A 13,306-nucleotide genomic window follows, 5' to 3' on the forward strand; every position below is an offset into this window, starting at 1 on the left:
GGATTGGAGTTCATGGCGGCGCGTGCGCGCAAGGCGTGGGTCGGGGATGAGTTGCAGGTGCTGCAGCAGGGTCATGGGACGTGAATCGGGTGATCGAACGCCACAGTTTCGCTCTGATTTGAGGAGGGGTTTAGATGCGATTGCCCTGCGCTTATCCATCAGGCGGTGATGGCACTTTTTGCTTGAATTTTTCCGACACAAACGCCAGCGGGATGCGAGCCCGTGCTTATCCCCGCTCCCGCAGCGCCCGCTCAATCCGGTCGCGCCGTACCGTCGTCTTGGGTACCTTGAACGGGAACCAGCTGCGCACGTCTTCTTCGAGCCCGATGCCGTGCATGTAGTTGTAGATGGCCTTCTTGAGCGCGCCGCCCAGTGCGTCGTGGTCCACGCCCGTGGGGTCGATGAAGGCCACGTCGTTCTTGGCAAAGTCGCCGGGCGGCAGCGGCGCCAGGGTCACGCCGTATTCCTCGGGGTTCTTGCCCACGGGTGAATGCACGGTGCAGGCAAAGCGGTGGAAGAAGCCGCTCTGGATGCAGCCGTTGGCAAACAGCTGGCGCACGTATTCGAGCGCGTCCACCGTGTCCTGCACCGTCTGCGTGGGAAAGCCGTACATCAGATAGGCATGCACCAGGATGCCCGCGTCGGTGAATGCCCGCGTCACGCGCGCCACCTGGTCCACCGACACGCCTTTTTTCATGAGCTGCAGCAGCCGGTCGGATGCGACTTCGAGCCCGCCGGAGATCGCGATACAACCGCTGTCGGCCATCAGCTCGGCCAGCTCGGGGGTGAAGGTCTTTTCAAACCGCACATTGCCCCACCAGCTGATGCCTGCGTTGCGCGCAATCAGCTCGGTGGACAGGGCCTTGAGGGCCTTGGGCGGCGCCGCTTCATCGACGAAGTGAAAGCCGGTCTGCCCCGTCTCGCGCACGATTTGTTCGATGCGGTCGGCCAGCACAGCGGCACTCGCGCCTTCGTAGCGGCTGATGTAGTCCAGGCTCACATCGCAAAAGCTGCACTTCTTCCAGTAGCAGCCATGCGCCACGGTCAGCTTGTTCCAGCGCCCGTCGCTCCACAGCCGGTGCATGGGGTTGAGCATGTCGAGCAGCGACAGGTAGCGGTCCAGCGGCAGGCCGTCCCAGGTGGGGGTGCCCACCTCGGCAAAGGCGATGTCGGCTTCCATCATGTTGATGTACTGCACCGCGCCGTCGCCACCTTCTCCGTCATCGCGCACAAAGGTACGCACCAGCCGCTGGCGGCCGCGCTGGCCCTGCAGATGCTCCAGCAGCGCCAGCAGCGGGCGCTCGCCCGCGTCCAGGGTCACGTAATCAAAGAAGTCGAACACACGCGGGTCGGCCAGCTCGCGCAGCTCGGTGTTCACAAAACCGCCGCCCAGCACGGTGGCGATGTGTGGGTGCCGCGCCTTGATGGCCTGCGCGATGCGGAAGGCTGCGTACACTGACCCCGGGAACGGCACCGACAGCAGCACCACCGTGGGCTGGTGGCGCGCGACGGCCTCGTGCGTGAGCTGCTCCAGCAGCTCGTCCACCAGCGTGGGTGGCGCGGCCAATGCGGTGGCCAGCGGGTCGAACGTGGGCTGGCTGCCTGCCAGCGATTCGGCATAGCGCACAAACTCAAAGCGCTCGTCCACCGCGTCGCGCAGCACATCGGCCAGGTCGTTCAGATACAGCGTGGCCAGGTGCTTTGCCTTGTCGGTCAGGCCTAAAGCGCCAAAGGCCCAGCCCAGCGGGTCGCCACCCTCGTCGTCCACATACACATCCAGCGTGGCAAAACGCGGCCCTTCGGGCAGGTAGTTGCGGCCCACGATGCGGTGGGCCAGCGTGCTGTCGCGGCCTTGCAGGAAGGCAATGGCGGGGCCGATGGTGGCGAGGTAGCGGTCCTTTTGCGCCGCAAAACTTTGCACGGCGGGACTCTGCTTTTTGGCGGGCAGCGTATCCACTTGGGCCGCCACGTCCTTGAGCCCATCGGGCGACAGCAGGCGCAGCACCAGCGCCAGCGCCAGGTCTTCCTGGAACGCCGTCACTCCCCGCGAACGCAGAAAGCCGGTGAGGTAGGCGGTGGAGGGGTAAGGCGTGTTCAGCTGCGTCATCGGGGGGATGACGGAGAGCACGCGCTGGGCGGGTGAGGCAGGGGCGACGGCAGACATGGTGAAAACGGGCAATGGGGCGATGCGGTGCCGCCGCAGGGGTCGTGGAAGCCCCGATTATCCCGGCCCCGCTTTATCCCTGGTGGGCGGGGGGCGCAGGGGGCACCGCAGCCGCATGGGGTGTGCCTGCCAGGTAGTTGTTCTTCACCCGCACATAGTGCTCGGCCGAATACTTCAGGTAGGCGATCTCCGCCTCGGTCAGTGCACGCTGGCGCATCGCCGGACGGCCGATGTAGAGGTAGCCACTCTCCAGCACCTTGCCGGGCGACACCAGGCTGCCTGCGCCCAGCATCACGCGGTCTTCGATCACCGCGTCGTCCATGACGATGGAGCCCATGCCGATGAGGCATTCGTTGCCGATGCGGCAGCCGTGCAGGATCACCGAGTGGCCCACCGTGACGTAGTCGCCGATGACCAGCGGCGAGCCTTCGGGCTTGCTGGCGTTGCGGTGCGACACATGGCCCATGGTCAGGTCCTGCACGTTGCTACAGACACCCACGGTGATGCGGTTCACGTCGCCGCGCAGCACGGCGTTGCACCAGACCGAGCTGTCGCGACCCAGGGTGACGTCGCCGATGATCTGGGCAGAGTCGTGGATGAAAACGCCGGTGTCGAGCGTGGGGCGGGTGTCGAGGTAGGGAGCGAGGGGCATGGGGCTTGGGAAGAAGAAACGAAGGGTGGTGGCGAGCGTAGTGCTGTGGTCAGCGCGGCCTGGTTGTGCGGGCCGCGCGCTTGGCAGGGGCCGCTGCGGTGCGGGTGGACTCCATGGCGGGCCGCACGGCGTAGAACGCCAGAAACATGTCCACCGCATCACCCAGCACCTGTTGCTGCTCGGCGGCGGTGAGGGGCGCTTGCCCCATCGCCAGCTGGGGCCAGAAGGCGAACGACTTGACCATGCCGTGCAGCTGGTGTGCGGCGTACTGCGGGTCCACACCCGCGCGCAGGGCGCCGTCTTGCTGGGCGGCGCGGACCCAGCGCGGCAGGCCCTCTTCCTTTTCGGACAGGCGCGCCACCATGGCCTGGGCGCGTTCGGGCGTGTGCATCATCTCGGCGATGGCCACGCGCGAGAGGTCGATGAAGCTCGCGTCGTTCAGCAGTTCCATCTTCTGCTCCAGCACCGCCAGCAGCTGCGTGCGCAGCGGGCGGGCGGCGTCGTAGGCCACGTCGGCCAGCGAATGGCTGCGGTCCCACAGGTGGCCCAGGATGGCCTCGAACAGCTCGTCCTTGCTGGGGAAGTGGTTGTACACCGTGCGCTTGGACACATCTGCCGCAGCGGCCACGCGGTCCATGCTGGTGCCGCTGAAGCCATGTTCGCGGAACTCGGCAATGGCGGCCAACACGATGGCTTCGCGCTTGCGGTCGGTCAGGCGGGTGGGGAGAACGGTGGGGGCCTCGGTCATAGGCAAAATTTTACACCGGGCAGTTTACTTTTTGAAAAAGTGAACTACACTGTGCAGTGTAATTTTCCGAAGGGCAATCCCATGCTCCGAACCTTCGTCCTCCTCACCGTCCTGATCGCCATGGCCTACAGTATTCTTTCCTGCACCAGCCTGCCGGCAAGCTCCTACGAGCAGTCGCCCCAGTACACCGAAGGCAAGTTCCGCAACGCCGCGCCGCGCCAGGCGCCGGGTTTTGCCAAGACCATGGCCATCATGTGGCGCTTCATGACCGAGAAGCCCGCCGACGCCGTGCCTGCACAGCCGCCCCAGGTGCTGCCGCTCACGCAGGCGGACTTGCTCAAGGCCCCCGACCTGAGCCTGTGGCGCCTGGGCCACTCGACCATGCTGCTCAAGCTGCAAGGCCAGTTCTGGCTGACCGACCCGGTGTTCTCCGAGCGCGCCTCGCCGTTCACCTTCATGGGCCCCAAGCGTTTCCATGCGCCGCCGCTCAGCATCGACGAGCTGCCGCCCATCACCGGCGTGGTGCTGTCGCACGACCACTACGACCACCTGGACTACGACGCGATCCAGAAGCTCGCCCCCAAGGTGGCGCACTTTGTGACGCCGCTGGGCGTGGGCGACCGCCTGATGGGCTGGGGCGTGCCTGCCGCCAAGGTGCAGCAGTTCGACTGGTGGCAGGGCACCACCATCGCCGGGGTGAAGCTGGTGGCAACACCCGCGCAACATTTCTCGGGCCGCAGCCTGTCGGACGGCAACCGCACGCTGTGGGCCTCGTGGGTGATCGAGGCGGGCCAAGGTGCCGATGCAACGCGCATCTTCTTCAGCGGCGACACCGGCTATTTCGACGGCTTCAAGGCCATCGGCGAGCGCTTCGGCCCGTTCGACCTGACCCTGATTGAAACCGGCGCCTACGACGCCCAGTGGCCCGACGTGCACATGCAGCCCGAGGAAAGCCTGCAGGCGCACCTGGACGTGAAGGGCCGCCACCTCATGCCCATCCACAACGGCACCTTCGACCTGGCGCTGCACGCCTGGACGGACCCGTTCGACCGCATCACCGCCCTGGCCGAAAAAGCCCATGTGCCGCTGGTCGCACCGGTGATGGGCGAGCGGCTGGACATCCGCCAGCCTGCACTTTCAAAGCAGTGGTGGAAGGGCCCCCAGCCGCAGGCGCGCCCGGCGGTGATGACCGAGGGCCAAGGCGTGGCCGCCCGCGTGCCTGCGCAGTCCTGAGGCACCAGGGCCTTTGCTTCAAAGGCTTGGTTTCAAAGTTGCGCCAGCCGCGCCACCACGCGGGCTGCGCCGACGATCTCGGCCTCGCTGTAGCCCGCGTAGCCAAACAGCCACCCCCGCCGCTGCGATTGCATGGCGTAGCGCGACAGCGGCGCCAGCATCACCCCGGCCGTGAGGGCCTTGCGGCTCAGGGTCTCGTCGTCGCTGCCCGGCGCACTTTCCAGCAGCAGGTGCATGCCCCGGTCGCTGGGGATGAGCCGCAGGGCACCATCGCTCGCGCTGGCCAGGGCATCGATCAGCACCTGCTGGCGCGCCTGGTACAGCTCGCGCATCTGCCGCAGGTGGCGCAGCAGATGGCCTTCGGCAATGAAGCGCGCCAGCACGGCCTGCGCATCGCCGGGCGCATGCCGGTCGGTGATGGCGCGGGCCATGGCAAAGGCCTCGACCAGCGCGGGCGGCACCACCACAAAACCCAGGCGCAGGCCGGGGTGCAAGGTCTTGCTGAAGGTGCCCACATACAGCACGCGCTCCGACCCCGGCAGGCTGCACAGCGCGGGCACGCGTTGCGCCGCGCTGCCGTACTGGAATTCGCCGTCGTAGTCGTCCTCCACCACCCAGGCGTCGTGCGTGCGCGCCCACTGCAGCAGCGCCTGCCGCCGCGCGAGGCCCATGCCAACGCCCGTGGGGAACTGGTGCGTGGGCGTGACCACGGCCATGCGCGCGCCAGGCCACAACGCGGCGCCTTCGGCGATGCACAGGCCCTGCGCATCCAGCGCCACGGGCCGTGCCTGGGCGCCATGGGCCAGCAGGCTGGCGCGGATGCCGGGGTAGCCGGGGTCTTCCACCAGCACCTCGTCGCCCGCGTCCAGCAGCAGCCGCGCGATCAGGTCGATGCCCTGCTGCGAGCCCGCGCACACCACCACCTGCGCCGCATCGCAGCGGATGCCACGCGAGGCCCACAGCCACAGCGCAATCGCCTGGCGCAGGTCGGGGTCGCCCGCAGGGTCGAGGTACTGCGCGCGGGCGCTGCGCTGGGCGGGGCTGGCCTGGCGCGCGAGGCGGTCCCACAGCGCAAACGGAAAGCTGTCCACCTCGGGCGCGCCGATGCGAAACGCGCGCGCCGCCACATGCGGCGGCCGCCAGCGCGCGGCCGTCTCGGCAATCAGCTGCCCGCGCCGCGACAGCCCGCGCGGCGGTGCCACCAGCCCCTGCGGAGGCGGTGCCCCAGCGGCCTGCGAGACATAGGTGCCGTCGCCCACACGCGCCTCCACATAGCCTTCGGCCTGCAGGCGCTGCACGGCCCACAGCACCGTGTTGCGCGACACGCCCAGGCTGGCGGCCTGCTCGCGCGAGGGTGGCAGGCGCGTGCCCGCCGGCAGGCGGCCCTGCTCGATGGCGCCGCGCAGCTGCTCGTACACCTGCTGGCGCAGCAGGCCGGGGTGGCCGCCGGGGGCATTGGCTCTGGCAACGGGCATGAATTGGTTCCTTCGATGGCGCAGTGCAGTCATAAACTGAAGAACCATTGTAGAAAGACCTCCCACCATGGCCGAGCACCTCGCCACCATCACCTGGACCCGTGGCACCGACGATTTTCTGGACAAGCGCTACCACCGCGCCCACCGCTGGCAGTTCGATGGCGGCGCCACCGTGGCCGCGTCGTCGTCGCCCCATGTGGTGCCGCTGCCGTATTCCGATGCGGCGGCGGTGGACCCGGAGGAAGCCTATGTCGCCGCGCTGTCGAGCTGCCACATGCTGTGGTTCATGGACTTCGCCAGCCGCGCGGGCTATCGGCTCAACCGCTACACCGACGCGGCCGTGGGCACCCTGGCCAAGAACGCAGAGGGCCAGCTGGTCGTCACCCACGTGCAGTTGCGCCCCGTCGCATGCTTTGATGCGGCCCACGCGCCCAGCGCTGCGCAGCTGGACGAGCTGCACCACCGCGCCCATGCGTCGTGTTTTCTGGCCAACTCGGTCAAGACGCAGATCGACTGCGCGCCCGTGCTCGAAGTGGAAGGCGCCTGACCATGGCCTACCCCAACCGGCTATTTCAAGTCACCGAACCGGCCACCCTGCACGCGCTGGTGCACGCGCAGCCCCTGGCCACGCTGGTGATCGCGCAAGCAGGTGCGCAACATGTCAACCACATCCCGCTGTACCTGGACCCTGAACGCGGCCCGCACGGCACGCTGGTCGGCCACGTGGCCCGTGCCAACGGTGTGTGGCCGCTGCTGCCGCAAACGGCGGTGGCGGTGTTCCACGGGCCGCAGGCCTATGTGTCGCCCAGCTGGTATCCGTCCAAGGCGCTCGACGGCAAGCAGGTGCCCACCTGGAACTACGCCGCCGTGCACGCGCATGGCACCTTGAGCGCGGTGGACGACCCGGTGCGCTTGCGCGCCATCCTGCACACCCTGAGCGAGCGGCACGAAGCCCACCGCCCCGACCCCTGGCGCATTGACGATGCGCCGCCCGACTACATCGACAAGCTGCTGCGCGCCATCGTGGGCATCGAGCTGGCGGTGGAGCGCTGGGAGGGCGTCTGGAAGGTGAGCCAGAACCGCACGGAAGCTGACCGCGCGGGCGTGGTGCAGGGCCTGATGGCCGAAGGCACGCCTGCGGCGGAGGACATGGCGGCGCTGGTGCTCGGGCGGCTGATGGCGTAGCGGGCAGGGGTTGCTATTGAATTAATAGCTATTTGCGCATGATGGACGCGCGCAAACGGCCATTTTTGTTCATATTTTCCCCGCCACAACCACTCATCCTTCCAGCATCTCCACCCGCAGCGCCGCCACGGGCCCGGCCACGGCGGGGTGTGCGGCCAGCGCGTGCACGGCCAGGTCCACGGTGCTTTGCGCCACCGCGTCTGTCAGCACCAGCACCTGCGGCCCTGCGCCAGCGGGAGCGGCTTTTTCGCAGGCCAGCTCCACACGCGCCACCGGCACCTGCTGCGCCGCCAGCCAGGCGCCCACGGCCTCAATCTGCTGGGCCTGGTGCACGGGCACACGCAGGTAGTGGCGCGTGTGCACGGCGGCGCGCGGCAGCACGGCCAGGTTGTTGTTGACCGCGTCGGCGTGGAACCCCAGGTGCGGCACCCGCTGCGCGGCGTGGGTGCCCTGCAGCCGCGCGACATCCACCAGGTCGGCAATCACGGCCGACGCTGTTGGCTCCGACCCCGCACCCGCGCCGTAGTACATCGTCACGCCCGAGGCATCGCCCTTCACCATCACGGCGTTCATGGACCCGTTCACGTGGGCCAGCAAATGCGTGGCGGGCACCAGCGCGGGCTGCACGCGCAGCTCGACGCCTTCCGCATCGCCGTCCTTGCGCCGCTTGGCCACGCCCAAGAGCTTGATGCGATAGCCCAGCTGCTCGGCACAGGCCACGTCCAGGCCTTGCAGCGCGGTGATGCCCTCCACCTGCGCATCGGCAAACCGCACCGGCATGCCAAACGCATTGGCCGCCAGCAGCGAGATCTTGTGCGCTGCGTCGATGCCCTCGATGTCGAACGTCGGGTCCGCCTCGGCATAGCCCAGCGCCTGGGCCTGGGTCAGCGCCTCGGCAAAGCCCACGCCCTCATCGCGCATCTTGCTCAGGATGAAATTGGTGGTGCCGTTGATGATGCCCGCCACCCACTCGATGCGGTTGGCGGTGAGGCCCTCGCGCAGCGCCTTCACGATGGGGATGCTGACGGCCACCGCGCCTTCATAGGCCACGGCCACGCCGTGCTGGCGCGCGGCCGCAAAGATCTCGTTGCCATGCTCGGCCAGCAGCGCCTTGTTGGCGGTGACCACATGTTTGCCCGCGCGGATGGCGGCCAGCACCCAGTCGCGCGCGGGGCCGGTGCCGCCAGCGGCCTCCACCAGCACATCCACGTCGGGGTGTGTGGCGACCTGCATGGGGTCATTGGTCAAGGCCACGTCCTTGCCCACCACGCTCATCGCGCGGGCCAGGCTGCGGGCGCAGACCACCACCAGCTTGATGCCCCGCCCTGCGCGGCCGGCAATCAGCGCCTGGTTGCGTGCCAGCACGCGAAAGGTGCCCGCGCCCACGGTGCCAATGCCAATCATGCCCACGCGCAGGGGGCGCATGGCCGTGGCGGACGACGGCAACGATGGGGCTTCGAGGGACTGGACAGGATCGCGGTACATGGACTTCTCCGGCTAACGAACAAACAAAAAAACCCAGCTGCCAGAGCTGGGTTTCGTGCATTCGTCTTGGGGGAGAAGAGAGCGATCACCAGGTGGCTGCCGAAACGGCCACCTGCGCGTGCTCAGGTGGCCGCGGCGGTAATGGTGGTAATCATTCGTGCACCCATCGCCCGCGTGAACGCGCACTGCATCATGCCCATGCCTTGGAAGGCAGCGGCGTGTGCGGTGGAGGGGATGGAGGTGTACGGCATGAAGGGCGCAGTGTAACCCAGGCGGTTTGTCAGGCCAATTGTTCCCGCAAGCGGCTGGCGCGGTCCTTCGGTGCCGGGTGGGTGGACAGGAAGCTGCTGGAGCTATCGCCGGACAAAGAGGCCAGCTTTTCCAGTGCAGTCACGCAGGCCTGCGGGTTGTATTTTTTTGCCTTCATGAACTTCAGCGCATAGTCATCTGCCTCGCGCTCGTTGGATTGGGAGTGCTGCGCGTTGACCACTTTTTCGAACAGATTGCCCAGCTCGGTGCTGGCCAGCGCGCCTGCGCGCGTGTTGCTCGATTCCACGCCTTTGCGCAGTGCGCTGGTGCGCAGTGCCGCCTGCATGCGCGATTTGGAGTGACCGCTTTTGACGTGACCGATTTCGTGACCGATGACATAGCGGACTTCGTCGTCGGTGAATGCGTCCATCAGTCCCGAATACACACGGATGGTGCCGTTGGCCATGGCAAACGCATTGATCTGCGGTGTGACATAGACCTTGAAGTTCAACCGCATTCCATCGTAAGTTTGCAGACCCGTCACCATCTTGGTCAGGCGCTTGGCATAGGCGTTGCTGCCGGGGGCCACGGAGCTTTGGCTGTCCATCTGCACGGTTACCTGGTCAAAGTACTTGTTGAGTTCTTCGTCGGTGATGGACTCGGCTTTCACCAGGTCCTGCCCGGCCTCCAGTGCCTTGCCAAAGTTGAACTGGGCCCACACGGGAGAAACGGCACTGATGCCGGAGGCGAGTGTTGCAAGAGTGATCAGGTCGCGGCGATTCATGGGTAAAAGTCTTTTTTGAAGTGGGTCGTACAAGCTGTCCCTTACAGCAGGCGAGCGAAATGTACATAAAGCCAGTGCTGGCGTTGACACCTCGAATGCAACCAAAGTAACCATGTGTGAACTTTGTCATGCCCGGCTGCTGTTTTTCTTGTGGCCGCTTCGTGCCTCAGTGAATAGTCACGTCCTTCGGCGTCCGTGGTTTGCCCGGCCTGCAGAAATCCATAACAATGCGCGCCGCAGAAAGTTGTGCGCGGACATCGCATCCGTGTGAAGCATCCAAGAGAGGGAGAAAAAATGGTGGGCTTACGCAGCAGCAGCAGCCGTGCATTCACGGGCAGCCTGGTGCTTCTGGGGTTTTTGGGCATGGCCCAGGCTCAAGAAGAGGCAATGATCAAGCGTGCAACGCAGCTACGCGCCGCACCGGGGGACACCAGTAGCGCGTTGGCAGACCTGGCCGCAAGCGCCAAGGTCACGCGCACCGCACAGCGCCAGGGGGCATGGGTACAGGTCCGTGCCGAGTCCGGAGCCACGGGCTGGATCCACATGTTCGACATCGGCACGCCAGCGCGTGACAACGCCGCAGCCAGCGCGTTGCGCGCTGTGGGCAACCCGTTGGGTGGGGTTGGCTCTACCGCAGTGTCCACGTCCACCGTGGGGATCCGCGGTCTGGGCGAAGGCAATGTGTCGCAGTCTGTGGGTGCAAGCGGACGTGGTGTGACGCAAAGTCAGGGCATGGGCCAGGCGGACCGCCTGCGCGTGACGGCCAATGAGGCGCGCGCCTTTGCTGCTGCGGCGGCATTGCAGCCACGCCGGGTAGATGCGCTGCCTGTGACGCATTTCGCCGCCGCCGCAGCAGCAGAAGCCTCCAGCGTGGCCTCGGCAGCCGCCCCAGCCGCATCAGACGCCCACAGCGCGATGAATGCCCTGCTGCAGGCTGCGGACAGCGTGACCGAGGCGCAAGAGATCGAACTGGGCCGCCAGATGGCTGTGCTGTTGCTGCAAGGCAAGCCGCTGGACCCGGCGCCGGAGATGCAGCGTTACGTCAATCTTCTGGGCCGCTGGGTCAGTCTGCAGTCGAGCCGCCCTCAACTTCCATGGACCTTCGTGGTGGTGGATGAATCGGACTTCAACGCCTACAGCACCCCTGGAGGCTACGTGTTCCTGACCCGTGGCCTGGTGGACCGTTGCGCAGACGAGGCTGAGTTGGCCGGCGTCCTGGCGCATGAGATTGCCCACGTTACATCCAGGCACCACCTGCGCGCCATGCACAGCGCGGCACGCAGCGGCAAGGTGTCTCCCAGCCTCACGGCACTGGCCCGCCATACCCACACGCTGGGTCTGGGCGCTGAGGCCGAGCACGCTGCCGACCGCGAGGCCGTGGTGCTGGCTGCGCGTGCCGGGCTGGACTCGTTCGGCCTGGTGTCTGCGCTGGTGCAGCTGAACGCATTGGGTGACAGCGATCTGCAGTTTGCGGACGCGCATCCCCAAAGTCGCCTGCGGCTGGACCATCTGGAGCGCGCCATGGCGCAACCGATCCATCCTGCGGCAGGTGCTGCAGCGCCCGTCACCATCGACGAGCGGCTGGCATCGCATGCTGTGAAGTAAGAAGGGCTTGGTGCTTGGCTGGCGCGCGCCGCGCTCGCCTCTGTGCGCACCATGCCTTCCTTGGATGGATCGGGGCGTGGCCATCATTCACCCACCCATTGCCCACTTTTCATCCTCTGCCCGCGTGAGTGCGTACCGCATCATGCCCATGCCCTGGAAGGCGGCGGCGAGTGTGAATGAGGCGCTGCAGCTGTACGACCTGAAAAAGGGATTGCCTTGGATTTGAGCCCGTGTCCGTCAGCTCGCCTCAGTCGGGCCGTCGTGCCTGGCTTTACCAGCCGCCTCCACACGCACCATGCGGATCGCATCGAACGGGCAGCGCACCGCACACAGCGCGCACCCGGTGCAGCCCAGCGCATCGTGCAGGGTGGAGCACTTGGGGCCCCAGGGCTCCGGGCCCGGCACCTGCAGCGACAGCACATGGGGTGGGCACACCGCCACGCACCAGCCGCAGCCGGTGCAGCGCTGCGGGTCGATGGTGGGCAGGGCCTTGGGGGTTGTGGTGGTCATGGCGCGTCGTGTTGTGGGCAGTGTGCCGCTGGCGCGTGCACTGCACAAGGCAAGCGCTACAGTGCCGCCATGAACGCAGAACTCCATTCCACCGTCACCCGCCATCTGTTGATCACCGGCCATGTGCAGGGCGTGGGCTACCGCTGGTCCCTGGTGCAGGCCGCCCAGCGCCTGGGCGTGACGGGCTGGGTGCGCAACCGCCAGGATGGCCGCGTGGAAGCCTGCGCCTGGGGCCCGGAGCCCGCCGTGCGGGCCCTCATCGACTGGGCGCACCAGGGGCCGGAACATGCGCGGGTGGACCGCGTGGTGGTGGGCAATGTGCCCGATGGTGGCGAGGCCCCGCAGGGCTTTGTGCAGCGCGAGACGGTGTAGCTGCGCCGCTGCCCCACTGCTACGCGCGCAGGCCCAGTTGCCTGAGCAACTCCATCGCCCCCGCAGGCGCCCGCTCCTTGGCGCCGTTGATGAAGTACACAAACACATCGCGCGGCCGCTCGCCGCTGGTCCAGGTGCGCACGCCCTGCGCCCACTGCGCAATCGCATCGACGGTGTAGCCCGTGGGCACATCGGCCTGGCTGCGCATCAGCCGCAGGTAGGCAAAGTCGGCCCCTGCATCCGCGATGGCCGGAAATTGGTCGGAGTCGGTGTACACAGGCACGCAGCCATAGCGGCGCGCGAGTGCCACAAACTCTGGCGCCGCAAAACTGGGGTGGCGCACATCCAGCGCGTGGCGCAGCAGCAGGCCATCCACCTGCTGCGGCAGCAGGGCCAGAAAGGCCTCGAAGTCGCCCGGTTCAAACACCTTGGTCGGCATGAACTGCCACACGATGGGACCGAGCTTGTCTTTCAGTTCCGAGATGCCGCTCTCCACAAACCGCGTGATCGAATCGCCCGCATCCGCCAGCACGCGCCGGTGCGTCGCAAAGCGATTGGCCTTGAGCGAGAACATGAAGCCTTCGGGCGTTTCGTCATGCCACTTGGCAAAGGTGGGTGGTTTAAAGGTGCTGTAGTAGGTGCCGTTGACCTCGATCGCCGTGAGCTGTCGGCTGGCGTATTGCAGCTCCTTGCTGTGCGCCAGCCCTGCGGGGTAGAAGTTGCCGCGCCAGGGCTCGAAGGTCCAGCCGCCAATGCCGACGCAGATGCGTGGGTGGCTGTCGCTGGTCTCGCGGTTGCCGGCAGAGATGTCCACAGCGTTGTCCTTCAGGAGTCCACGGAGCGG

General features: G+C 66.8%; 14 protein-coding genes. 6 read left to right on the forward strand and 8 right to left on the reverse strand.

Going from position 1 to position 13,306, the window contains the following annotated elements; all coding sequences use genetic code 11:
• Positions 1-226: 226 nt before the first annotated feature.
• The 3 genes from A1D30_RS14345 to A1D30_RS14355 all read right to left on the reverse strand — a co-directional run bounded on the left by A1D30_RS14345 (position 227) and on the right by A1D30_RS14355 (position 3,564).
• Positions 227-2,107: a B12-binding domain-containing radical SAM protein gene (locus A1D30_RS14345; protein ID WP_063461564.1), complete on the reverse strand. Its 1,881-nt coding sequence runs from the start codon at positions 2,105-2,107 to the stop codon at positions 227-229.
• 130 nt (positions 2,108-2,237) lie between these two features.
• Entirely contained in the window at positions 2,238-2,816 is a 579-nt protein-coding gene (locus A1D30_RS14350; RefSeq protein ID WP_063461412.1) for a gamma carbonic anhydrase family protein, read from the reverse strand.
• A gap of 49 nt (positions 2,817-2,865) precedes the next feature.
• Positions 2,866-3,564: a TetR/AcrR family transcriptional regulator gene (locus A1D30_RS14355; protein ID WP_063461413.1), complete on the reverse strand. Its 699-nt coding sequence runs from the start codon at positions 3,562-3,564 to the stop codon at positions 2,866-2,868.
• A gap of 120 nt (positions 3,565-3,684) precedes the next feature.
• On the opposite strand from A1D30_RS14355, the gene A1D30_RS14360 reads away from it, so the two are divergent.
• Positions 3,685-4,797: an MBL fold metallo-hydrolase gene (locus A1D30_RS14360; protein ID WP_063461565.1), complete on the forward strand. Its 1,113-nt coding sequence runs from the start codon at positions 3,685-3,687 to the stop codon at positions 4,795-4,797.
• 32 nt (positions 4,798-4,829) lie between these two features.
• Here A1D30_RS14360 and A1D30_RS14365 read toward each other — a convergent pair whose 3' ends face one another.
• Positions 4,830-6,272, reverse strand: coding sequence for a PLP-dependent aminotransferase family protein (locus A1D30_RS14365; protein ID WP_063461414.1), 1,443 nt, complete (start codon positions 6,270-6,272; stop codon positions 4,830-4,832).
• Positions 6,273-6,339: 67 nt separating this feature from the next.
• Here A1D30_RS14365 and A1D30_RS14370 point away from each other — a divergent pair, with 67 nt between their 5' ends.
• Together A1D30_RS14370 and A1D30_RS14375 are read left to right on the forward strand one after the other, a co-directional pair.
• Entirely contained in the window at positions 6,340-6,819 is a 480-nt protein-coding gene (locus A1D30_RS14370) for an OsmC family protein (RefSeq protein WP_063461415.1), read from the forward strand.
• A gap of 2 nt (positions 6,820-6,821) precedes the next feature.
• Positions 6,822-7,457: an FMN-binding negative transcriptional regulator gene (locus A1D30_RS14375; protein ID WP_063461416.1), complete on the forward strand. Its 636-nt coding sequence runs from the start codon at positions 6,822-6,824 to the stop codon at positions 7,455-7,457.
• A gap of 93 nt (positions 7,458-7,550) precedes the next feature.
• On the opposite strand, the gene A1D30_RS14380 is transcribed toward A1D30_RS14375, so the two are convergent.
• Both A1D30_RS14380 and A1D30_RS14385 read right to left on the reverse strand, forming a co-directional pair.
• Positions 7,551-8,942, reverse strand: coding sequence for a homoserine dehydrogenase (locus A1D30_RS14380; protein ID WP_063461417.1), 1,392 nt, complete (start codon positions 8,940-8,942; stop codon positions 7,551-7,553).
• A gap of 280 nt (positions 8,943-9,222) precedes the next feature.
• Positions 9,223-9,975: a M48 family metallopeptidase gene (locus A1D30_RS14385; RefSeq protein WP_063461418.1), complete on the reverse strand. Its 753-nt coding sequence runs from the start codon at positions 9,973-9,975 to the stop codon at positions 9,223-9,225.
• A 294-nt stretch (positions 9,976-10,269) separates the two neighbouring features.
• Here A1D30_RS14385 and A1D30_RS14390 point away from each other — a divergent pair, with 294 nt between their 5' ends.
• Both A1D30_RS14390 and A1D30_RS25855 read left to right on the forward strand, forming a co-directional pair.
• Entirely contained in the window at positions 10,270-11,580 is a 1,311-nt protein-coding gene (locus tag A1D30_RS14390) for a M48 family metalloprotease (protein WP_063461419.1), read from the forward strand.
• Positions 11,581-11,656: 76 nt separating this feature from the next.
• Complete coding sequence (locus A1D30_RS25855) at positions 11,657-11,806, forward strand: hypothetical protein (RefSeq protein WP_157891334.1); 150 nt, start codon at positions 11,657-11,659, stop codon at positions 11,804-11,806.
• Positions 11,807-11,817: 11 nt separating this feature from the next.
• On the opposite strand, the gene A1D30_RS14395 is transcribed toward A1D30_RS25855, so the two are convergent.
• Complete coding sequence (locus tag A1D30_RS14395; protein WP_063461420.1) at positions 11,818-12,090, reverse strand: 4Fe-4S dicluster domain-containing protein; 273 nt, start codon at positions 12,088-12,090, stop codon at positions 11,818-11,820.
• 69 nt (positions 12,091-12,159) lie between these two features.
• On the opposite strand from A1D30_RS14395, the gene A1D30_RS14400 reads away from it, so the two are divergent.
• Positions 12,160-12,462: an acylphosphatase gene (locus tag A1D30_RS14400; protein ID WP_063461421.1), complete on the forward strand. Its 303-nt coding sequence runs from the start codon at positions 12,160-12,162 to the stop codon at positions 12,460-12,462.
• Positions 12,463-12,481: 19 nt separating this feature from the next.
• Here the strand turns inward: A1D30_RS14400 and A1D30_RS14405 are convergent, their stop codons facing one another.
• Positions 12,482-13,276: a DUF72 domain-containing protein gene (locus tag A1D30_RS14405; protein WP_242421897.1), complete on the reverse strand. Its 795-nt coding sequence runs from the start codon at positions 13,274-13,276 to the stop codon at positions 12,482-12,484.
• Positions 13,277-13,306 lie beyond the last annotated feature (30 nt).

Source organism: Acidovorax sp. GW101-3H11, assembly GCF_001633105.1.
In the GTDB taxonomy this organism is placed as follows: Bacteria; Pseudomonadota; Gammaproteobacteria; order Burkholderiales; family Burkholderiaceae_C; genus Acidovorax.